The sequence below is a fragment of the Marinobacter manganoxydans MnI7-9 genome, from assembly GCF_000235625.1.
GTDB classification, from domain to species: domain Bacteria; phylum Pseudomonadota; class Gammaproteobacteria; order Pseudomonadales; family Oleiphilaceae; genus Marinobacter; species Marinobacter manganoxydans.
Window position 1 is genome coordinate 37663 of record NZ_AGTR01000037.1, and the last position, 21197, is coordinate 58859.

The following is a 21197-nucleotide window of genomic DNA, read 5'->3' on the forward strand; positions in this document are numbered from 1 at the left end:
CTTCCCCATATATTCGGCTTTATGGATATCCAATTTTGTGCATAATAGATTCAGTCTCCCTACGAGTAAAGGAATCATCAAATACGATGAGCACCAACACAGAAATAACCCGGGCTGAAGACGCCGACGGCGGCATGGATTTGTTCGGCAAGTTCCTGTCGGTATGGGTAGCCCTGGCCATCATCGCCGGCGTGGCGCTCGGTCAGCTCGCACCAGTGGTACCCGAGACCCTGTCCCGTTTCGAATACGCGCAGGTCTCCATCCCCATCGCCATTCTGATCTGGGCGATGATTTTCCCGATGATGGCGCAGATTGATTTCAGTGCGGTGGTCGGTGTACGGAAAGAACCGAAAGGCCTGGCGATCACTACCATCGTCAACTGGCTGATCAAGCCCTTCACCATGTTTGCCATTGCCTGGTTCTTTCTGATGGTGGTGTTCGAGCCATGGATCGCGCCGGGACTGGCCAGCGAGTACCTGGCCGGGGCGATCCTGTTGGGTGCGGCGCCCTGCACCGCCATGGTGTTCGTGTGGAGCTTCCTGACCAAAGGCGATGCCGCCTACACTCTGGTGCAGGTATCGCTTAACGACATCATCATGCTGTTTGCCTTCGCGCCTATTGTTGTTTTCCTGCTGGGCATTTCCGACATCCAGGTGCCCTGGGATACCGTGCTGCTGTCCGTCGTCCTGTACATCGTGATTCCGCTAACAGCCGGCTACCTGACCCGTCGCGCCCTGATTTCGCGCCACGGTCAGCAGTGGTACGACGATGTCTTTATGAAGCGGCTCAGCCCGGTCACCCCGGCAGCGCTGATTGTCACTCTGGTACTGCTGTTCGCCTTCCAGGGCGAGGTAATCCTGAACAACCCCCTGCACATCGTGCTGATTGCCGTGCCGCTGATTGTTCAGACCTTCCTGATTTTCTTCCTGGCCTACGGCTGGGCGAGGCTGTGGAAAGTACGCCACTGTATCGCAGCGCCTGGCGCCATGATCGGTGCCAGCAACTTCTTCGAACTGGCCGTGGCCGCAGCCATCGCACTGTTCGGCCTGCAATCCGGCGCAGCGCTGGCGACCGTGGTCGGGGTACTGGTGGAGGTACCTCTGATGCTGGTTCTTGTTCGCATCGCCAACAAGACCCGGGATCGGTTCCCGGCATAAATCGCGGCGGCCAGCGTCGGGCTTTTGGTCACGGCGCCGGCCTCACTCGCATTACCTGTTCAGCTCACCGTCACCCTGCTAATATCGCGGCCACATTTCTGACGTACTGAATCTGACGGAATCCACGCAATGGACGTTTTCCAGGCCCTTTTCCTTGGCCTTCTCCAGGGACTGACCGAATTCCTACCCATCTCCAGCTCCGCCCACCTGATCCTCACCCCGGCGCTGTTCGGCTGGACCGATCAAGGCGTAGGCTTCGACCTGTCGGTGCACGTCGGGACCTTGCTGGCGGTTGTGCTCTATTTCCGGAGGGATGTTTTTGGTATTGCCCGGGACGGACTGATTTCCGTCAGCCGCCGCAAAATCGTTGGCCAGGGCGCCCTTGCCTGGTACCTCGTCATCGGCACCATCCCTGCGGGCCTGGCCGGCCTGGCGTTGCTGGATATGATCGACAACGAACTGCGGGCGGTGGAAGTCATCTTCTTCACCACCCTGTTCTTCGGCCTGCTCCTCGGCCTTGCAGACTGGTTGCCCAAACGTCAGCGCACCCTCGACAAACTGAACTGGAAAGACGCCGTCCTGGTTGGCATCGCCCAGGCCATGGCCCTCGTCCCCGGCACCTCCCGTTCCGGCGTAACCATCACCGCCGGCCTGTTCCTGGGCATGACCCGCGAAACCGCCTCCAGGTTCTCATTCCTGTTGGCAATCCCCATCATCGTGCTGGCATCAGCCGTGAAACTGCTGGAAGTGGCAACTTCGGATGTGATCGTCGACTGGAGTGGTTTTCTGATTGGCGGGGTGACTTCATTCCTGATGGCCATTACCGCAATCCACTTCTTCCTTAAGTGGCTCAACAAGGTAGGCATGTGGCCGTACGTTATCTATCGGATTGTTCTGGCGGGTGTGATTTACGCAGTTCTGATGTAGGCCTGCTTACAATTAGCAGGCCTCGAGAGGCGCATAAGCCAGAACAAGCCACTTGGCGCCCTCATCAAAGTTCACCTGCACCCGAGTATGGTGCCCGGTGCCCTCCGAATTCATCACGATGCCCTCGCCAAACTTGGGATGGCGCACCCGCTGACCCAGGCTGAAACCGGATTGCTGGGCCGAATCCTGGCTGAACATGCTCTCATTCGGACGCGCCACCATAGCGGGGCGGGTCACTGTGTTGCGCAGCCGCACTTCCTGCAGACAGTCGCCCGGAATCTCCCGCACAAACCGGGACAACGCATTAAACTTCTCCTGACCGTACAAACGCCGGGATTCGGCGTAAGTGAGCACCAGCTTCTTCATGGCCCGGGTTATGCCCACGTAGGCCAGTCGGCGCTCTTCTTCCATACGGCCTGGCTCTTCCAGAGACATGCCATGGGGGAACAGACCCTCTTCCACGCCGGCCAGGAACACGAGTGGGAATTCCAGGCCCTTGGCGGAGTGCAATGTCATCAACTGAACACTATCTTCATGGTCTTCGGCCTGAGATTCACCGGCATCCAGAGCCGCCTGGGCAATGAATTCCGACAGCGCGTCCACGCCATCCTCCACTTCGTAATCAGACAGGGCATTCACCAGTTCCTCCAGGTTTTCCACCCGAGCCTGGCCTTTCTCGCCTTTCTCGCTGGCGTGATAGTCCTTCAGTCCGCTGTTTTCGATGGTCTGCTTCATCAGGCCATGCAAAGACGCATCGCCGACCATTTCGGAGAGACCTTCGATAATGGCAATGAAAGACTGCAGCCCGGTTTTGGCCCGGCCTTTCACCTGTCCGGCGTCCAGCAGCCGCTCGGCGGATTCCCACAGGGAGATGCTTTGCTCGGTGGCGTATTCCCGAAGTTCAGCGAGACTTTTTGCGCCTATGCCACGGGGCGGCACGTTCACCACTCGCTCAAATGCTGCATCGTCGCGGCGATACTGGACCAGCCTCAGGTACGCCAGGGCGTTTCGGATTTCCTGGCGGTCATAGAAACGCAGACCTCCATAGACCCGATATGGGATCCCCTGGCGCATCAGCGATTCTTCCAGCACCCGGGACTGGGCGTTGGAGCGATAGAGAATCGCGGATTCACTGCGCAGATTGCCGTCCTGCACCCAGGCAGAGATGCTGTCGGCAATGTAGTTGGCTTCGTCCTGCTCGTTGAACGCCGCGTACAGGCTGATCGGTTCGCCTTCCGGACCGTCGGTCCAGAGCTCCTTGCCCAGCCGGCCCTGGTTGTTGGCGATCACCGCGTTGGCCGCCTTCAGGATCATCTGGGTGGAGCGGTAATTCTGCTCCAGACGCACCAACCGGGCATTGGGGAAATCCCGCTGGTACTGCTGGATGTTTTCGACCTTGGCGCCCCGCCAGCCGTAGATAGACTGATCGTCGTCCCCCACCACCGTCATTGGCACGCGATTGCTGGCCAGCACCTGCAGCCAGGCGTATTGAATGGTGTTGGTGTCCTGAAACTCGTCCACCAGGATATGCTGGAACCGGCTCTGGTAATGGGCCAGCAGCTCCGGGCGATGCAGCCACAGTTCATGGGATCGCAGCAACAACTCGCCAAAATCCACCAGACCACCCTGCTGGCAGAGTTTTTCGTACTGACGATAGATCTTCAGCATGATCGACAGGAAATGGTCGCCCGGATTCTCCTGGATATGATCCGCCCGCAGCCCTTCGTCCTTCTGGCTACTGATAAACCACTGGGCCTGCTTCGGCGGCCACTTGCTCTCATCAATCTGGTTTTCCCGCATCACCCGCTTGATCAGCCGCAGCTGGTCGTCGCTGTCCAGAACCTGGAAGTTCTCCGGCAAGCCGGCGTCTTTCCAGTGCGAGCGCAGCAGACGGTGCGCGATGCCATGAAAGGTGCCGAACCAGAGGCCGCGAGCCGGAATGTCCATCATCTGCTCAATGCGATAACGCATCTCCTTGGCGGCCTTGTTGGTAAACGTAACCGCCAGGATGCCAGTGGGCGGCACCCGATCCACGGTCATCAACCAGGCGATCCGGTGCACCAGAACACGGGTTTTACCACTTCCTGCACCTGCCAGAACCAAAAGGTGATCGTTCTGAGCGGTAACAGCTTCACGCTGGGCATCGTTCAACGGATCGATGATGTGGGAGACGTCCATAAAGAATCGGTTCGCTACTGGTTAAATAAACAGGTCTGAGAGTATAACAGGAGAAATGCGGGATTTCTTTTGGGCTTGGGTTAGCCCTTTTCTTGAGGGGAAAAGCACGAGGGCGGGGCTCTGTTCAGGACACGCTACGAGCACATCCATGTGCGCTTGGCTGTGGCCATCCCTGGCCACAGACAGTCCTGAACAGAGCCCCGCCCCCGCGCTTATCTCGCTTTGGAGATGGCTTCTCTGTTAAAAACCCCTTGGTACAGTCTGCGCTTCAACAAACTCGAACAGACCTTCCAGGCCGCCTTCACGACCAATACCAGAGGCTTTCATGCCACCAAACGGCGCTTCCGGTGTCGGGCCGGTGCCGGTGTTCCAGCCGCAGTGGCCGAAACGAAGGCCAGCAGCCACGCGCTGGGCGCGTTCGGCATCGTTGGTGAACACGTAGGAGGCGAGACCGAACTCGGTGTCGTTACCGGCTTCGATGACTTCCTCTTCCGTGCGGAACAGGGCCATGGGCACCAGCGGGCCGAAGGTTTCTTCCTGGTAGCAGTACATATCCCGGTTTACGCCGTGCACGACGGTCGGCGGGAAGAACAGGTCGTTACCCAGATCTTCCGGTTTCTTGCCGGCAACCAGGGTAGCGCCTTTTTCGAGGGCATCCTGTACGTGACGTTTGACCTTGTCGTAGCCGGCCTGGTTGATCAGGGGGCCAAGGTCCACGTCGCCGTTGATGCCGTCGCCGACGGTCATCTTGTTGACCCGCTCGGCCAGTTTTTCACCGAAGGCATCGGCCACTTTCTCGTGCACAAAGATCCGGTTGGCACAGACACAGGTCTGGCCGCCACCCCGGAATTTGTTGGCTATGAGGTTATCTGCCGCGGCATCCAGGTCGGCGTCATCAAACACGATGAACGGCGCATTGCCGCCCAGCTCCAGGGCCAGTTTCTTGACCTGATCCGCCGTATCGACAATGAGCTTGCGGCCCACTTCGGTGGAACCGGTAAAGCTGAGCATGGGCACGTCGGGGCTCTCGCAGAGAACCTTGCCGATCACGCTGGCTTTACCCATCACCAGGTTCACCATGCCGTCGGGTATGTCGGTGTGCTTATCCATCAGGCTGAACAGGGCGATCATGGTCAGCGGGGTTTCACTGGCCGGTTTGATCACCGAGGGGCAGCCTGCCGCCAGCGCAGCGGAGAGCTTCTTCGCGATCATGCCAATGGGGAAGTTCCAGGGCGTGATCAGGCCGGTGACACCAATGGGCCGGTAGTGAACCGTCCAGGTGCAGTCTTTCGGCTTTTCCGGAATGGTATGGGCATCCAGGGCCTGGATGTGCTTGGAGCAGTAATCGAAGAACCCGGCGGCGTAATCCACTTCACCCTGGGCCTCCTGCAGCGGCTTGCCATGCTCCATGCACAGGATCCGACCGACTTCCTCCTTGTTGGCCTTGAGCGCATCCCGGATGTCTTCCAGCCACTTCCGGCGGGTCTCGATGCTGTAGGGACTGGTCAGTCGCAGTGCCGACTTGCCGGAGGCAACGGCGGCGTTCACTTCGTCTTCCGACATGGATGCGACCTGGGCGATCACCTTACCCGTTGCCGGGTTATAGACATCGAAGGTGTTGCCATGTTCATTGTCAGTCCAGCGACCACCGATATAGCCGGTCAGCTTTTCCAGCAGGGGTGACTCGATCATCTCGGCTCCTCTTCTGTGATTGGCTCCGCCCCGAGTGGGGCGCAGTAAAGGTAATCTGGTTGCGTCAGTGTTTTATGTCTTTCATAGTGGATGTTGTATCCCAACCTGTAAAGTCAAGGGCAGGCTTTTGATCATCGCCTGAGTGTGCCTATACTCGGGGGATCAGCCACCCAGGAGACCGAACAATGAAGGCATTTTTCCATCCCGCACAGGATGAGCATGTTCCACAGACCTACTTTACCCGGGGACAGATGCGCCAGCCCCAGGAAATTCCTGCCCGCACTGGTGAAATGCTGGGCGGACTCAGGGAACTGGGCATCTCTGTGCTGCAGCCAGCAGACCAGGGCGCGGGGCCGATTTCAAAAGTCCACGATCTGGGCTACCTGCGCTTTCTTGAATCTGCGCATCGGCGCTGGAAGCAGATGGATGACTGGGGCGATGAGGTTATTTCGAATATTTTCGTCCGTTCCCCGAATCACCTGACTGGCATTCTCGCAGAGGCGGCCCGCTATCAGGCTGATGGCAGCTGTCCGATTGGCGAACACACTTGGCATGCCGCGTACTGGTCTGCCCAGAGCGCGTTGGGTGCGGCTGATGCACTGATCGCCGGCGACAGAACGTCGTACGCCGTGTGCCGTCCGCCTGGGCACCATGCCCGCCGGGATGCCGCCGGTGGTTTCTGTTACCTCAACAACGCCGCAATTGCTGCCGAGCATATGAAGGCCCGGTTCCCGAAAATCGTTATCCTGGATACCGACATGCACCACGGCCAGGGTATCCAGGAGATTTTCTACGATCGCAGCGATGTGCTGTACATCTCCATCCACGGCGATACCACCAACTTCTACCCGGTAGTCAGCGGCTTCGAGAACGAACGTGGTGAAGGGGAAGGTTTTGGCTACAACATCAACATGCCGATGCCCCATGGTTCCTCGGAAGATGACTTCTTCGCGAAACTGGACGACGCCCTTGCAGCGATCAAGCTGTTCCAGCCGGACGCCATAATCCTCGCCCTCGGGTTCGACATCTACAAGAACGATCCCCAGGCCAAGGTATCGGTATCATCGGAAGGTTTCTGCAGGCTCAGCACCCATGTGCGCCAGCTGGGACTGCCTACTCTGGTGGTGCAGGAAGGCGGATATGACCTGGACGCCCTGAGCGAGAACGTCCAGCAGTTCTTCAAAGGCCTGGCCGGCTGATATTTCAGGCCGCGGGCGCGTAAACCTTTACGTTTTCGTGCCCCTCGGCCCTGAGGTGCCCCGCATGCATGCGGCTCATGGTGCCGCGATCGCAATACAGGAGGTACTGCCGGTTGGCCGGCAACTCCGGCAGCTGTTGATTCAGCTCGTAGAACGGAATCTGCAGAATTTCGTTGTTAGTCAGTTTCAGCGGTGACTGCTCCCCCTCGGAAGGGTGGCGGACATCAATAATCACGTCATCCACGGAGGGCGTCTGCACCATTTCCACTTCCTCAGGGGTCACGGTCGTTTCCAGCAACCGATTGACCGGCGTTTCTTCCCGGGCCTCGATTGCGCTTGCAAGCACGGAAGCATCCATCCGGGATTCATCTTCCTCTACCCGGTGTAACTTGGCACGAGTGGCCGGCTTCTGGGAAATCACACCACAGTATTCCGGCATGTTGCGGGCGTAGACTTCGGTACCAATCTCCCTGGCGATGCGGATAATGGATTCCTTGTCCATGGACACCAATGGGCGCAGGACCACCTCGTCACTGGCCCGATCCACCACATTGAGGTTGCTCAGGGTCTGGCTGGACACCTGGGCCACGGCATCTCCTGTCACCACCCCCGAGGCGTTGTTCTTGCGGGCAATCTCTGCTGCCGCCATCAGCATCTGACGCTTGAGCACCACGCCCCAGTGACGGTGACTCACCGAACGCATGATTTCAGCGACAACACCCTCGAAGGGCACCGAGATAAACTTGGCACTGTGGGAGGCACCGTAGCGATCCCACAGGTAGTGCACCACCTGGCGCACACCAACCTCGTGAGCCGTGCCTCCGAGGTTGAAAAACAGGAAGTGATTGCGCAAACCCCTTCGCATCATCAAGTAAGCCGCCACCGAAGAATCATAGCCCCCGGAAATCAGGGTCAGCACATTTTCGACACTGCCCAGCGGATAGCCGCCCAACCCCCGGTGCTTGCGATGGGCAATATGGAACTGGTCGTCCTGGACTTCAATCCGCACCTCAACCTGTGGGGATTTCAGATCAACCCCACTGGCACCCGATGCCTGCATAAGCGCGGCACCCACGGTGCGCTCCAGATCAATAGAGCGGAAACTGTGTTCACCGTGACGTCGGGCCCTGACGGCAAAGGTTTTGCCAGCCAACCTGTCCGCAAAGGCCTCAACAGCCTTCTCGGCAACGTCTTCCAGACTGACAAATGGAAACGCTCCGATTTCCTGGATCGTGGAAATGCCCGGTATGCGCAAAAGCAGCTCAAGGGCCGGCCCGGACAACCCACGACCGTCTGGCACCTCCACGTCTACCCTGTCCCAGCTGCCTTCAACCCGAATCTCCGGATCAAGCCGCGCCAGCAGCTTTCGGATGTTCTGGCGCAGATGACGCATCTGCTGGCGACGGACGGGTTTACTCTTGATAGCAACTTCCGGAGCGGGACGAATAAGCAGTTTCATAAATCGGAATTTTGTCGGGTGGCGTATTGTACTGAAAGGCCTTAGTCTACCCTTTTGACTGCGTGCCTCAAAATCGGGCATTTCCGCAACATCCAGGAGTTTCACCGTTAATGCAGGAAACCACCATCAATGCCCTCGTCTCACCAGAGGGCAGCCTTGAAATTCTCTCCAATCATGAGGTCAACCGCCTCAAGGACCGCAGCGAAGGCGGCCTTTACCGGCTGTTCCGCCAATGCGCGCTGGCGGTTCTCAATACGGGCATCGAGACTGACGACTGCAAGGCATTGATGGAATCCCATGCCGACTTTGATGTCCGCCTGGTACCGCAGCCCCGGGGCCTCAAACTGGAACTGATCAATGCGCCCGGCCATGCCTTTGTTGATGGCGAAATGCTGAGGGCGATCCGCGAGCACCTGTTCTCGGTTTTACGAGACATTATCTACTCGCATTCGATCCCTCAGACAGCCGCCGGTTTTCGCCGGGATGATCCAGAAGACCTGACCAATTACGTATTCCACATTCTCCGCAACGCCCGGGTGCTGCAGGCGGGAAGACAACCAGACCTCGTGGTCTGCTGGGGTGGCCACTCCATCGGGCATGAAGAATACCAGTACAGCAAGGATGTCGGTCATCAGTTGGGGCTCAGGGCCCTGAGCATCTGCACCGGATGTGGCCCGGGTGCCATGAAAGGCCCCATGAAAGGCGCCACCATTGGCCACGCCAAGCAGCGGGTCAAGAACGGCCGCTACATCGGGATTACAGAACCCGGCATCATTGGCGCAGAAGCCCCAAACCCGATCGTCAATGAACTGGTCATCATGCCGGACATTGAAAAGCGCCTGGAAGCCTTCGTCCGCTGCGGTCACGGCGTGATTGTATTCCCGGGCGGTGTAGGCACCGCCGAGGAAATTCTCTACCTGCTCGGAATCCTGCTGCATCCGGACAATGCGGATCTGCCCTTCCCGGTGGTATTTACTGGCCGGCAAGAAAACGCAGAATACTTCGAGATGATCGACAAGTTCATCCGGAATGCCCTCGGGGATGAGGCTGCGAGCAAGTACGAGATCATCATCGACGATCCGGTGCGAGTGGCCCAGACCATGAAAAAAGGAATGAAGGAGGTCGAGACGTTCCGGCGTGCCATGCAGGATGCCTATTATTTCAACTGGATGCTGAAGATCGACCCGGTGTTTCAGCTACCGTTCGAACCCAATCACGACAACATGCGTGCGCTGGAACTTCATCGGGACCAGCCTGTGCACCTGATCGCTGCAAATTTGCGCAAGGCGTTCAGTGGCATCGTTGCCGGTAACGTCAAGGAAGGCGGTATTCGGCAGGTTCAGGAGAAAGGGCCGTTCGAGATCGCCGGAGATCCGAGCCTGATCAAACCACTGGAGGCAATGCTGGAGCAGTTTGTGGCCCAGAACCGGATGAAGCTTCCGGGATCATCTGCCTACAAACCGAGCTATCGCATCGTCAGCGGAGCGGCCTGAGCCGCTTCGCTGACACAGCGGGATCTTACTTGCCGCCGTCCGCGGGCAGACTGGCATAGTAGGCCGCCAGATTGGCGATATCGGTGTCACTCAGGCCAGTGGCCTGGCCCTGCATGATGGCCGCCTGGCCGCCGGACCGCTGCTTGTTCTTGTAGGCTTTCAGGGCAGAGACCAGATACTGCTCGTTCTGGCCCGCCAGATTCGGATAGGTCGGAATCTGGGCGATACCATTCTGGCCATGGCAAGCAGCACAAACAGCCGCCTTGGCTTTGCCAGCTTCAGGGTCGCCAGCAGAAACTACAGCAGGCACAGCAGCGCCAAGCGCAAAAATTCCCGCAACAGCGTAGTGTTTCAGATTCATTGTTATTACCCTCTCATCGTCATTTTCCAGATTTTAAGGCCGGTTCGGAGGCCGGGCACTAAACTGACTTGCACTTATAGCACAGAGCGGGGCAACCTCAAATGCGATAGGTCAAGGACATCTTTTCGACGTTTGTCCTCTTTCCTGTTCTGGCTATTAGGGTGAAAGTACGTTCGATTCCGTATCCAAGATTGATTTAATTCTCCGGAGAAAACGCCAATGTCTGTAGAGGCCGAGGAACTTGCATGCCGCGAAGGGCACATGGGTGTTCTGACACTGAACTCCCCGGGCACTCTCAACGCGCTTTCCGAACACATGATCGAGCAGATCCAGGACATCCTGGACCGCTGGGCCAATGATGACCGAATCTGCATCGTGGTCATTCAGGGCGCCGGTGAGAGAGCCTTTTGCGCCGGCGGTGATATCCGCGAACTCTATGATGCAATTCTCGATGGGCAAGAGCCGGAGAAACCGGTACGGTTTTTCAGCCGGGAATACCGGATGGATTACAACATCCATCGCTTCCCAAAGCCGGTGCTGGGTATAGCCCACGGCGTGGTGATGGGCGGCGGTCTTGGTGTGTTCTCAGGCTGCCGGTATCGGCTGGTTACACCCGATGTCACGCTGGCAATGCCCGAGATCACGATCGGGCTGTTTCCGGATGTGGGTGCCAGCTGGTTTCTGAAACGGCTGCCAGGAAGGCTGGGGCTGTTCATGGGGCTGACCGGCGCCCGTTTGAACGTCAGCGATACGCTGCGGGTTGGTCTCGCCGACATGGCCATCCTGCCGGAGGACCGGGATCGCCTGCTTGACCGACTGGCCTCGGAACGCTGGACCGGCCAAACCGCCGCCGATGACAATCGACTGTTCAGGTTACTCAACCAGATCCAGACACCGGATTACCGGACACTGCCACCCAGTCACCTCGCCCGGCACGAACAGCGGATTGCCAGGCTGAGCGCCGGCGATGAACTTCCGGACATCGTTGATCAACTGCTTGCAGCGGAGGTTGACTGCGACTGGTGGCATGCGTGTATGAACACGCTCAGAAACGGATGCCCGGTCTCTGCATGGCTGGTCTGGACCCAGTTACAGAAAGCGCAGCAAATGTCCCTGAAGGACGCCTTCCGCATGGAACTGGCGATGGTTTCCGAATGCATCCGCCGGCCTGATCTGGCAGAGGGAATCCGGGCTCTGGCTATCGACAAGGACCGTCAGCCAAAATGGAGTTACCCGAGCGTGGCCGATGTGCCGGAAGACGTGGTTGCGGCTCATTTCACCCCGGAGTGGGATGACGAGACGGATCCGATGGGCCTGGAGTAAGCCGGTCGGCGCTAGAACTCGGCGCCCGCCTGCACCAGCAACATTTCCAGATCCCGATTGTTGGTGGCGCGGGCAACGTCAAGTGCCGTTTGGCCATCGCTCGCCTCGTAATTGACGTCGGCTCCGGCCGCCACCAGCCTCTCCGCCGTCAGCAAATCCCCGTTGGCCACGATTTTCATCAGCAGGGATTCGCCCCCCTGACTCACGTTGACGTTGGCACCGGCTGCCACCAATACCTTCACCACCGACAGATGGCCGTTTTCCGCCGCCCGCATCACGGGGGTATACCCGTACTGGTCACTGGTGTTCACATCGGCGCCGGCCGACAACAACAGCTGCACGCGCCGCTTTTCACCATTCCCGGCGGCTGAAACCAGCAGTGCATCCGCCTCGGCCAGGGCCTCGGGGCTCAGAGCAACCGGTTGGTTCGGGGAGGCGCAGGCGGACAGGAAAACAACAAGCGGAAGTAATATCAGCAAAAAACGGAAGGCGCCGGTTCCCTTGGCCATAACAAACAGTCTCTGTGGATCTCGTTGAAAGGATACGAGAGCCCATTCTGGGCAGACACCGGCGGAAATTAAATCGAGCGAGTCACAAACCCGGGCCATCCTTCAAAAGATCACGCACCACCTGTCGCAGACGATCTTCGCCTTCTCTCTGGCCCAGGCAAAGCCTGTCCGCCTGCAGCGCGGACCAGGGCCGCCCCTGAAGAACACCCTGGCACCAGACCGCAAGCGCCTCATGGCTTTTCAGCCACGCCATGATCCCCGGCACCTGACTCAGCTTCCGCAATACCGGGACAGTAACCTGAAAGCCACGATGCCCATTGGCGAAATTGCGGAGATCCCGCAAATCATCCTTGTCCAGCGTCGGCCCGGTGGGCAGATCGGCGGTTATCCCGGCCAGCAATGTTGGCTCCAGCCCCTGCCAGTTGCCGGGCAAGAGAGTAAGCCAATGATCGGCCAGGCGGTTGCGGATGCGTTCTTCCAGGTCGCGACCAGCCTGCGAAAAGCCGGCCACCATCTGCAGTGGGTATTCGCCACTGGATGCTTCCTGCTGCAAGCCAACCCTGACAACATGCAGACCGCAGGTCTGCCAAAACGCGAGCAGGTCAGCGCTGCCACCGAAGCTGGTTCCGAGGTAATCAACATCCTGCTCGGCGGCATACGCCCTGGCAGCCTGCACCATGCATTGGCCAATGCCCGCGCGTCTGACCTCGTCTGATACTGCAATGCGGACAACCCTCAGACCCCGCAGGACCGCGGCCTCGGGATAGCCGCTGTGGCTGGCCAACGATTGCGGCAGCAGATGGCCCCGTATTCGCCGGGTACCCAGACTGACCTGCTCTGCCAGCTCAGCCGGAAGGCCACCTTCGAGCGCGCACCAGAGCACACCAACCGTCTGATCGCCAATTCGCGCGCGCCAGCTACGGGCGGCCGGGTCATCCAGCCACTGCCTCAGATCAGCGGGGCTGGTCCGGTAATGGGCATCCACCAGCAACCCAAAGGCGCGGGACAGGGCTCCGTCACTTGCCGCTGCCGGCTCCCAGGGTTCGATGACCAGCTCCCCGGCGCTGTATTCAGTTTTCCCGGGCAAGCGACCACCGTCGGCAGCCAGCAGAAAGAGTCGGGTGATCAGGGCTTCCAGCGGATCGTTCAGGGCCCAGCGTACCGGCTCGCTCAACGTTACCGACTGCCACTGGGGCGTTGATTGATCAAGGACCTGCCGAAAACGAATGGCAAAGCCCCGGCCGGCCCCTTCGTAACCATGGACCGTGGTGGCGAACGCCACTCTCGGCCAGCCGAGCAGAGCCGATTTCAGCAGCGGCGCCGGAATCGCTGCTGCCTCATCCACCAGGACCACTTCGGCTTCCGGCCGCAAAGCCAGCAAGTCACGCACCGGCATAAACCTCAGGCGGCCACCGGTTCGGGAGGCGAGTATCCCCGGGCTGGCTTCGGCCAATTCGTCCCCGAGAGACTCACGGGCGTGGCGAAAGAGGGTCTCCACATTCTGCTCCGAGGGCGCGGTAACCACGATGTCCTGCCTGCCTTGGCGCAACAATTCGGCTGCAGCCATGCCCATCGCCGCAGATTTGCCACGGCCCCGGTCCGCCGTCACTACCAGCGGCCGGCGCCGTCGGCCCAGGCCAAAACGGACGAGGCGCTGAACCAATTGTTCCTGATCCCGGGTGGCGGCGATTCGAAAGCGTTTCTCAGGCAGGGGTGGAACCGGCGGCCGTGATTCCGGACGGTCGGGCGACACCCGGATGACCGCATCATCGTCGGCAAGCAGGTCGGCCATGCGGGCAGCAAACGGATGGTTCGGACCATGCTCCAGACCGGTTCTCGGGTAATCGGGATCCGCAAAGCGGGACCACTCTGCCAGCGGCGGCATCAGCCAGAACAGCAGGCCACCAGCGGTGAGCGCACCCGAGAGCGCGGCAAAGGCATCCGGAGGATTGCCGTGCCAGCCATCCCAGACGATAAGCGAGACTTCACACCCGAGCCACTTTCGAGCCCCGGGAGGCGTGACCCGGGTCAGCCGGGTATCGGGGCTATGATCCGCTGGTCCCGTCCATAGGCCGCTCTGTATTTCCAACCCGGGTAACAGACCGGAAAGCCACCTGAGGTTCTGTTCCCGATCACCCTCAAGCAGAACCAGTCGGCGTTCACCGTTGGCGGTGAGGCTGTCCTGCAGGGCACGCCATGCGGACGGATCCGCTTTGGCATCGGATCCGGAATGGCTCATCAGCTAAGGTCGGCACCATGAGACTTGAGGTCGTCCAGGGCGCATTTTTCAAGGGCAGCCCGATGGGTAGCCCGCAGTCGGACCCTGGGGGCACAGCCGGCTTCAAAGGCTTCCTGCCACCGGCCGGCACACAGGCACCAGCTATCGCCCGCTTTCAGGCCTTCGAAGCCGAATTCAGGCCTGGGGGTGCTGAGGTCGTTGCCCTGGGCTTTGGAGAATTCGAGGAATTCGTCGGTTACCACGGCGCAGACGGCGTGCAGGCCAAAATCATCCGGGCCGACGTTGCAGCAGCCATCGCGGTAAAAGCCGGTGATCGGGTCTTTGCCGCAGGTTTCGAGTTTTTCGCCAAGTACGTTTACCGATTCGGACATTTCCATGTTTAAGACCCTTTCGCTCTCATGTTTTGATCGCAATTATGCGGGAGCGGTATCCGCTCTACCAGCAGGCCGTTACAATACCGGCCATGCCGACCGAACCCCAAATTCCTGAGACCACCAACCTTCCGGATTTCCTCACCGATGAGCAGCGGGCGATTATCACCGCGGGCTATGAGCATTCGGTGATTACCGCCGTGGCAGGCAGTGGCAAGACGTCGACGCTGGCGTGGCGGATTCGGTATCTGCTGGAACAGGGGCATGATCCGGACCGGGTGCTGGTGTTGATGTTCAACCGCAGCGCCCGGGTGGATTTCGAGCGCAAGCTGCAGGAGGTGTGTGCTCAGAGTGGGCTGGCGTTGCCGGAGATCCGGACCTATCACGCCATGGGCTTGCGGCTGTACAAACGGTTTGTGCGGGAGGGCTATCTGCCGGGGTTTTCAGACAAGATTCTGACCGAGCAGGAGATCAGTTTTCAGGCCTGGCAGTTAACCCGGCGGCTGGCGCCGGAGGATCTGGCGGATGAGATACGGCGCAACAAGAAGGATTTTGTCGAGACGGCGACGGGGTTTATTGATCTGGTAAAGACAACGCTGTCACCGGCGGAGATCGTGTTTGAGGAGTTGGGGTATTCGGACAAGCACAAGTACCTCATTGATCTGTTCCACAGCTTCGAGCAGTGGCGTAAAAGCCAGGGCCGGATCAGTTATGCCGACATGCTGTACGAGCCGGTGATGGCGATTCACCAGAATCCGCCGTTGCAGCGGCTGGTGGGCAACAAGATGGATCTGATTCTGGTGGATGAGTACCAGGACACCAATGAAATCCAGCACCTGCTGCTGCGCTACGTGGCTGGAGACCGGGCCCGGGTGACGGTTGTTGGCGACCCGGACCAGACGATCTACGAGTTCCGGGGCGCAAAGCCCGAGTTTATTCTCAAGCGGTTCAGCGATGAGTTCGAAAGCCCGCTGGAGCAGACGCTCAGCTATACCTTCCGGTACGGCCATCGCGTCGCTTTGCTCGCCAACCATCTGATCTGCCACAACACCGGTCGCAAGGATGTGCTTTGCCATTCCCACGCTTCCACACCCGGCACGGAGATCACCCTGCATCGGTCGGAAAGCGATGCCGATGCCGTGCTTCAAATTCTTCAGGGCCAACCGGAACCGGCTCTGGCAGGCACGGCCATACTGTTCCGGGTCTGGAGTCAGAGTGTCCCTATCGAGCTGAAGTTGCTGGCTCGTCAGATTCCCTACCGGATTGATGCCGGCAAGGGCGCGCTGTTCAGCCGGGAAGTTCAGGCGATCACTGCCCTTCTGATGGTGGTGACCGGGAAACTGGAAAACCTGCCGGACGAGGATCGCCTGGAGCTGGCACGGCAGTTGTTGCGCTTTCCTCATGTGGGTCTGAAAGAGCCGGAGCTGGAGCAGTTGGCGCGTTTCCTGGCAGGATTTTCCAGTGGCTGGCACGAGCGTCTGCTGGCGATGGACTTCGACGCGCTGGCGCCCATGGCCGCCCGCAAGCTCCGGAAACTCGGCGAAGTGCTTGCCCAACTGCGCAGCTACGGAGGTCCGGTTGCAGGACTGATCAGCGTCTATGCCGAGCACACTGATCTTTACGAGGGCATCCGCAGCCTGGCGCTGACGCATGAGAGTGCCGAGGAACGGATCGATACGATACAAGGATTCCGGCAGTACCTTAAAAGCCTTGATGTCACAGCTGAAGGCGCCTTGGAACACCTGAAAACCCTCAAACAACAGGCGGGAGAAAAACAGCAGGGTGGGGTGCTGCTCTCAACGATTCACCGCACCAAGGGTCTGGAATGGCCAACAGTTATCATTCCCGGACTACAGGAGAAATACCTGCCGTACAGCCCCCGCCCCCAGGACAATGCCAGAGCATTTCTGGAAAGCGAGCGACGGCTGCTGTATGTGGCCATGACACGCACACGCCAGCAGCTGCACCTGATCACCCGACCGGCCAGCAAGCAACCGCACCTGGACGGCGATCTGGGCCCAAGCCGTTTCGTGGAAGAGTGCTGCTTTGAGCTTGCCGAGGAATTCGGTCGCTGGCTGGATGATCGATCTCCGGCAGAAACATCAACCATTCGGTTAACTGCCCCCCTGACACCGGTCAGCCAGCGTTACGCAGACCGGGAGAGCGTCACCCTTGAGGGCCAGGCGGCAACATCCGAAAACTCAACGGAACCACTCTGGCATCAAAAACGTCTTGGCCACGCGATCTTTGGTCCTGGCTCGGTGGTCGCCGAAGATGAGAATTCTTTCGAGGTACATTTCGACAACGGCGAGGTGCTTAACTTCAGTAAAAAGAGCGCGCATCTGTATTTTTCCGCTCTGGCCTGAAACGACCTCGGGGTCGTAAAGGTCAGCTGGGTACAATTGCGGACGTAACAATCCGTATCATTTTTTGTTTTTTTGGCCTACTGGCCTAAATTCCGGGTATACAAGCACTTTTCATGAGGAAGTGCGGTACCACAACGATAACGAACAGGAGGTTCTGCATGAACGTCATGCGTCCGATTTCCGCGGCTGTACTGGCCGCTACCCTGGCAACCCCGGCCATGGCCGATCGTCAGGAAACCGTTTACATCAACCCGTTTGCAGGTTTTCAGCTGTTTGACGACAAGCGCGATCTGAGCGAAACCGGCACCTTCGGCGTTGGTGTGGAATACCGCTTCCGTCCCCACTGGTCGGTGGAGGCGCTTTACTCACGTGCCGATGCAGACCGCAAATACGTGCCGGGCGAATCGGAATTTGATGAAGTTCGGGTTGACGGTACGTATTACTTTGCAGGGCCGGACGAAGCCTGGAACCCATACGTTTCTCTGGGCGCAGGCCATGCAGACTTTGGTTCGGACAACAGTGGCGTTCGCACCGCGGGCAGCAACCATGACGAAACCCGAGTGAACGTGGGTACCGGCTTCCGCTACAACATCAGCGACGCCGTATCACTGCGCGGTGACCTCCGTGAATTCCACGGCATTGATGAAAGCACCTTCGACACTCAGGTCTCTCTGGGCATCAGTTTTGCGTTTACCCGCACCGTGGCGCAAGCAGCGCCGGCGCCTCTGCGCCCGGCAGATGCAGATGGTGATGGCGTGCCGGATTCGCGGGACCAGTGCCCCGGCACCCCGGCAGGCGCAACCGTTGACAGCAATGGCTGCGAGCCGGATTCGGATCGCGACGGCGTGGCCGACAGTCGTGACCAGTGCCCGGACACACCGCGCGGTGCGGAAGTAAACAGCCGTGGATGTGAGCTGGACAGCGATAATGACGGCGTGGTCAACAGCCAGGATCTGTGCCCAAATACGACCGCAGGCGCAGAGGTTGATGAGACAGGTTGTGAAGGTGTAACCGAGACCATCGAAACCTTCACCATTGAAGTCCAGTTCCCGAGCAACAGTTCGGTCATCGGCAATGCCTACGATGCGGAGATCCGTCGCGTCGCTGACTTTATGCAGGAAAACCCCGAAACCATCGTGGAAATCGCCGGTCATACCGACAGCCGTGGCGCTGCCGACTACAACCAGTTCCTGTCCCAGCGTCGCGCTGAAGCAGTTGCTGGCCGTCTGACCGGGCCTCTGGGTGTTGATCCGGCACGAGTGGAAGCCGTAGGTTACGGTGAGGAGCAGCCGATCGCATCCAACAACACAGCGGACGGCCGAGCTGCCAACCGCCGGGTTGAAGCGCGCATTCAGGTTCGCCGTTAATTTAAGGTTTTACCTGAGTGGTTTGAAAAGGCGCCTTCGGGCGCCTTTTTTTGTTTCTGCAAAAATGCGAGGAACCGATGCTCAGAGCCATGGCACTGATCTTCACGCTCTCTGTTCTGGCAGTGCCGGCGCAGTCCCAGGTTTTTCGCTGCGAAAAAGACGGCAATACGGTGTTCTCGGACCAGCCCTGCGGCGAGGATGCTGAATCGCTTGAGCTACGGGATAACCGCATTGGCGGCAGTTTCAATCAGAACCTCCCGGTGCAGGAGTCCCCTGATCCAGAAGAGCAGACCGAAGAGTCAGAACAAGAAAAAGAGGCCGGCACATGCCGTTTTATCAACTCTACCGATTTGCGTCGTTATCTGGTTCGTGAGCAGGTGGTGCGAGGCATGACCCGTGACAACGTGCGCCGTGCTTTCGGCAACCCTCCTGAGACCTACACCAGCCCCCAGGAAGTCTGGATCTACCAGACCCGCTATTACGGCGCGCTCTATGAGCTGACCTATGTGTATTTCAGGGATGGCTGTGTTGAACGGGTTGAGTACCGGAAACCCTGACCGCATCAAGCAGGAGGTTGCGGGGTGTCAGTGAACGGTCGCAGAAATGCCCCAGCCTGACCCTGTACCCCTGTTCTTCCAGAAAAAGCGCGTAATCCAACACCATCCAGAGTTCCAGAGGGCGCCGGAACAGATGCCTGACCAGCTCATGGCGGCGAACCTCGGCCAGCCGTTGCACGCCAAACGCCTGCCAGTGATCAAAGTCCACCGTATCGGGTAATCGCAGCTGTTTTTTTGCCGCCGCCCAACGGCAAAAGGCGGGAAAGCCTTTGTTCAAAAGGCGGGGCGGATTCGAAGGAACCGGCAGATACTCATCACACCCACGAAGTTGCCGCTGCAGACCATCAAATCCCAGGCGCCACTGGCTGACAAGGCGGGTCTGTTCCCTCACCCGGGCCGGTGCCGTCACGGTTTCCTGAACCGCAAGCCGAAGATCGTTACGGCTCGGCTGCAGCGCTTTTGGGTGATCCGCCGCCCGCTGTGAAAGCGGCCGGTAGTGTTCCATCTCGGTGAGGTGGTAGCAGCAGGGCGAGACGCTCAATCTTGGCAACCCGGCTTCACTGCCTCGCTGCAGCAACTGCCGGTGCAGATCGCCACAAGCATGCAGTGCAACACCGTGGTGACGGCTGGGAAGCGACAAATCCTCTGCCATAACATCCTGGCAGCGGATCGACACGGGATCTCCGAACTGTTGTGCCAGTCGGTTGCCATCGCGCACCAGCTCCGGATTCCACTCGAAACCCTGTATCTCACTGGGGCAAAACGGCGCCAGCGTCCTGGACAGATGGCCCTTACCACAACACCAGTCCAGGGCGGGGTGTTCCAGCGGTGTCAGTGCCGCCGTAAAGGCGCCCGACTGCAGGCGTTTCCGACCGGGCATATCCGTGGCCCGGATTTCCGGGAGAGTCGCCTCTGATGCCTTTTCGGGTGCCGATAACAGCTCCGGCAGTTGAACCATGTCGGCGTAACGGTCGAGGGACGGCAACCATGAGGCAACCCGAGCCGCCAACTCAACCGGGCTGCCATCCAGTTGCTGGCATTCCCCATCGGTTAGTTCCGCCAGCATGGCGGCCAGTTCCGGATAACGACGCGCCCAGGCAGGCTCCGGCGTCATGAACGGCGCCGGTTGCCAGAACTCGGAATGCTGTACCAGCCAGTCGTTCAGCTGCTGCCAATGCTGGTAAAAAGATTCCGCGCCGTGGTGTAAACTCGCCGCCGGAGGTAACGTCATGCAACTGGCCTTTGTACTTGTTGAACCCAAGGTTCCGGAAAACGTCGGTGCAGCCGCCCGTGCGTTGTGCACTATGGGCTTCGGCGAACTGTGGTTGGTCAATTCCGATCTGCACACCCGCCCGGAAGCCCACTGGCTGGCCCATGGCAGCGACCATATCCTGGACAATGCGCGCATTTTCCCCGATCTGGCTGCGGTAAGAAACTCCGTAGACCTGCTGATGGGGACCTCCGCCAAGACCCGGCATCAGCGCCAGGATTGGCACGGCCCCTCAGATCTGCGGAAGGTTCTGGCCACGAAGGGTGCGTCCGTGGCAACCGCAGCACTGGTGTTTGGCCGGGAAGATCGCGGGCTGTCCAATGAAGAGCTGGCTCTCTGCGATCTGTTAACCGGCATCCCCATGAAGGTCACCTACCCCTCCCTGAACCTTGCCCAGTCGGTGATGCTCTATGCCTGGGAAATGTCCGGGCTATCGGTAGCTACGGAGAGCCAGATTGAGCCCGCAGGTGAACATCGTCTTGGCGCGCTTCGTGGACGACTCGAAACCTTGCTACCGGAACTGGACACACCGCCTGAGGGAAAACTGTCCCAGTGGGTTTTCGAGCGTTTGCCCTTGTTGTCTGATCGGGATATCGGGTTTGTTCATACGCTGTGTTCGAACATTGAGCGCGCTGTGGATTGCAGATCTCAGTCGCGCTCGAATTCCGAGGCGGAGCAGGACGGATAGCCCCTCCCGGGATACGCTGTGAATACGTCCATGTACGCTCG

The 21197-nt window shown here is 59.2% G+C and carries 17 protein-coding genes; 9 read left to right on the forward strand and 8 right to left on the reverse strand.

All coding sequences use genetic code 11. The annotated features are described in order from the left end of the window. The first annotated feature begins 86 nt into the window (after positions 1–86). Together arsB and KYE_RS10215 are read left to right on the forward strand one after the other, a co-directional pair. The gene (gene arsB / locus KYE_RS10210; protein ID WP_008172984.1) at positions 87–1157 is read left to right on the forward strand and encodes an ACR3 family arsenite efflux transporter; all 1071 of its coding nucleotides are present in this window, start codon (positions 87–89) and stop codon (positions 1155–1157) included. 129 nt (positions 1158–1286) lie between these two features. Next, on the forward strand, positions 1287–2084 hold the full coding sequence (locus KYE_RS10215; protein ID WP_008172985.1) for an undecaprenyl-diphosphate phosphatase: 798 nt from the start codon (positions 1287–1289) through the stop codon (positions 2082–2084). A 12-nt stretch (positions 2085–2096) separates the two neighbouring features. Here the strand turns inward: KYE_RS10215 and uvrD are convergent, their stop codons facing one another. Both uvrD and KYE_RS10225 read right to left on the reverse strand, forming a co-directional pair. Beyond that, positions 2097–4262 carry a DNA helicase II gene (uvrD, locus tag KYE_RS10220; RefSeq protein WP_008172986.1) on the reverse strand — a complete coding sequence of 722 codons (2166 nt, stop codon included), beginning with the start codon at positions 4260–4262 and terminating at the stop codon, positions 2097–2099. A 240-nt stretch (positions 4263–4502) separates the two neighbouring features. After that, on the reverse strand, positions 4503–5954 hold the full coding sequence (locus KYE_RS10225) for an NAD-dependent succinate-semialdehyde dehydrogenase (protein ID WP_008172988.1): 1452 nt from the start codon (positions 5952–5954) through the stop codon (positions 4503–4505). Positions 5955–6139: 185 nt separating this feature from the next. On the opposite strand from KYE_RS10225, the gene KYE_RS10230 reads away from it, so the two are divergent. Further along, positions 6140–7153, forward strand: a complete 1014-nt coding sequence (locus KYE_RS10230; RefSeq protein WP_008172990.1) for a histone deacetylase family protein — start codon at positions 6140–6142, stop codon at positions 7151–7153. 4 nt (positions 7154–7157) lie between these two features. Here KYE_RS10230 and thiI read toward each other — a convergent pair whose 3' ends face one another. Continuing rightward, on the reverse strand, positions 7158–8612 hold the full coding sequence (gene thiI, locus KYE_RS10235) for a tRNA uracil 4-sulfurtransferase ThiI (protein ID WP_008172992.1): 1455 nt from the start codon (positions 8610–8612) through the stop codon (positions 7158–7160). A gap of 110 nt (positions 8613–8722) precedes the next feature. Here thiI and ppnN point away from each other — a divergent pair, with 110 nt between their 5' ends. Then, on the forward strand, positions 8723–10105 hold the full coding sequence (ppnN, locus tag KYE_RS10240; protein ID WP_008172994.1) for a nucleotide 5'-monophosphate nucleosidase PpnN: 1383 nt from the start codon (positions 8723–8725) through the stop codon (positions 10103–10105). A 25-nt stretch (positions 10106–10130) separates the two neighbouring features. On the opposite strand, the gene KYE_RS10245 is transcribed toward ppnN, so the two are convergent. Further along, on the reverse strand, positions 10131–10466 hold the full coding sequence (locus KYE_RS10245) for a c-type cytochrome (protein WP_008172995.1): 336 nt from the start codon (positions 10464–10466) through the stop codon (positions 10131–10133). 219 nt (positions 10467–10685) lie between these two features. Between KYE_RS10245 and KYE_RS10250 the strand changes: the two genes are divergently transcribed. Further along, complete coding sequence (locus KYE_RS10250) at positions 10686–11789, forward strand: enoyl-CoA hydratase/isomerase family protein (RefSeq protein ID WP_008172996.1); 1104 nt, start codon at positions 10686–10688, stop codon at positions 11787–11789. A gap of 11 nt (positions 11790–11800) precedes the next feature. Here KYE_RS10250 and KYE_RS10255 read toward each other — a convergent pair whose 3' ends face one another. From KYE_RS10255 to KYE_RS10265, 3 genes are all read right to left on the reverse strand, one after another. After that, on the reverse strand, positions 11801–12298 hold the full coding sequence (locus tag KYE_RS10255) for an ankyrin repeat domain-containing protein (RefSeq protein ID WP_008172997.1): 498 nt from the start codon (positions 12296–12298) through the stop codon (positions 11801–11803). 82 nt (positions 12299–12380) lie between these two features. Then, the gene (locus tag KYE_RS10260) at positions 12381–14537 is read right to left on the reverse strand and encodes a tRNA(Met) cytidine acetyltransferase TmcA (RefSeq protein ID WP_008172998.1); all 2157 of its coding nucleotides are present in this window, start codon (positions 14535–14537) and stop codon (positions 12381–12383) included. Continuing rightward, a complete protein-coding gene (locus KYE_RS10265; protein ID WP_008173000.1) occupies positions 14537–14914 on the reverse strand; it encodes a DUF2237 family protein in 378 nt (125 codons plus the stop codon). The genes KYE_RS10260 and KYE_RS10265 overlap by 1 nt, the downstream gene beginning before the upstream one ends. 38 nt (positions 14915–14952) lie before the next feature. On the opposite strand from KYE_RS10265, the gene KYE_RS10270 reads away from it, so the two are divergent. From KYE_RS10270 to KYE_RS10280, 3 genes are all read left to right on the forward strand, one after another. Then, complete coding sequence (locus KYE_RS10270; RefSeq protein WP_008173002.1) at positions 14953–17274, forward strand: ATP-dependent helicase; 2322 nt, start codon at positions 14953–14955, stop codon at positions 17272–17274. 158 nt (positions 17275–17432) lie between these two features. Further along, on the forward strand, positions 17433–18641 hold the full coding sequence (locus KYE_RS10275) for an OmpA family protein (protein WP_008173004.1): 1209 nt from the start codon (positions 17433–17435) through the stop codon (positions 18639–18641). A gap of 77 nt (positions 18642–18718) precedes the next feature. Continuing rightward, positions 18719–19198, forward strand: a complete 480-nt coding sequence (locus KYE_RS10280; RefSeq protein WP_008173005.1) for a DUF4124 domain-containing protein — start codon at positions 18719–18721, stop codon at positions 19196–19198. Here the strand turns inward: KYE_RS10280 and KYE_RS10285 are convergent. Beyond that, positions 19155–20429, reverse strand: a complete 1275-nt coding sequence (locus tag KYE_RS10285) for a methyltransferase (protein ID WP_008173007.1) — start codon at positions 20427–20429, stop codon at positions 19155–19157. The genes KYE_RS10280 and KYE_RS10285 overlap by 44 nt on opposite strands. Between KYE_RS10285 and KYE_RS10290 the strand changes: the two genes are divergently transcribed. Beyond that, positions 20428–21156, forward strand: a complete 729-nt coding sequence (locus tag KYE_RS10290) for a tRNA/rRNA methyltransferase (RefSeq protein ID WP_008173009.1) — start codon at positions 20428–20430, stop codon at positions 21154–21156. The two genes, KYE_RS10285 and KYE_RS10290, sit on opposite strands and share 2 nt — an antisense overlap. Positions 21157–21197: the final 41 nt, after the last annotated feature.

Coding starts and splice junctions, on each gene's coding strand:
- arsB (WP_008172984.1), top strand. CDS start 87: ATGAGCACCAACACAGAAATAACCCGGGCTGAAGACGCCGACGGCGGC.
- KYE_RS10215 (WP_008172985.1), top strand. CDS start 1,287: ATGGACGTTTTCCAGGCCCTTTTCCTTGGCCTTCTCCAGGGACTGACC.
- uvrD (WP_008172986.1), bottom strand. CDS start 4,262: ATGGACGTCTCCCACATCATCGATCCGTTGAACGATGCCCAGCGTGAA.
- KYE_RS10225 (WP_008172988.1), bottom strand. CDS start 5,954: ATGATCGAGTCACCCCTGCTGGAAAAGCTGACCGGCTATATCGGTGGT.
- KYE_RS10230 (WP_008172990.1), top strand. CDS start 6,140: ATGAAGGCATTTTTCCATCCCGCACAGGATGAGCATGTTCCACAGACC.
- thiI (WP_008172992.1), bottom strand. CDS start 8,612: ATGAAACTGCTTATTCGTCCCGCTCCGGAAGTTGCTATCAAGAGTAAA.
- ppnN (WP_008172994.1), top strand. CDS start 8,723: ATGCAGGAAACCACCATCAATGCCCTCGTCTCACCAGAGGGCAGCCTT.
- KYE_RS10245 (WP_008172995.1), bottom strand. CDS start 10,466: ATGAATCTGAAACACTACGCTGTTGCGGGAATTTTTGCGCTTGGCGCT.
- KYE_RS10250 (WP_008172996.1), top strand. CDS start 10,686: ATGTCTGTAGAGGCCGAGGAACTTGCATGCCGCGAAGGGCACATGGGT.
- KYE_RS10255 (WP_008172997.1), bottom strand. CDS start 12,298: ATGGCCAAGGGAACCGGCGCCTTCCGTTTTTTGCTGATATTACTTCCG.
- KYE_RS10260 (WP_008172998.1), bottom strand. CDS start 14,537: ATGAGCCATTCCGGATCCGATGCCAAAGCGGATCCGTCCGCATGGCGT.
- KYE_RS10265 (WP_008173000.1), bottom strand. CDS start 14,914: ATGGAAATGTCCGAATCGGTAAACGTACTTGGCGAAAAACTCGAAACC.
- KYE_RS10270 (WP_008173002.1), top strand. CDS start 14,953: ATGCGGGAGCGGTATCCGCTCTACCAGCAGGCCGTTACAATACCGGCC.
- KYE_RS10275 (WP_008173004.1), top strand. CDS start 17,433: ATGAACGTCATGCGTCCGATTTCCGCGGCTGTACTGGCCGCTACCCTG.
- KYE_RS10280 (WP_008173005.1), top strand. CDS start 18,719: ATGCTCAGAGCCATGGCACTGATCTTCACGCTCTCTGTTCTGGCAGTG.
- KYE_RS10290 (WP_008173009.1), top strand. CDS start 20,428: ATGCAACTGGCCTTTGTACTTGTTGAACCCAAGGTTCCGGAAAACGTC.
- KYE_RS10285 (WP_008173007.1), bottom strand. CDS start 20,429: ATGACGTTACCTCCGGCGGCGAGTTTACACCACGGCGCGGAATCTTTT.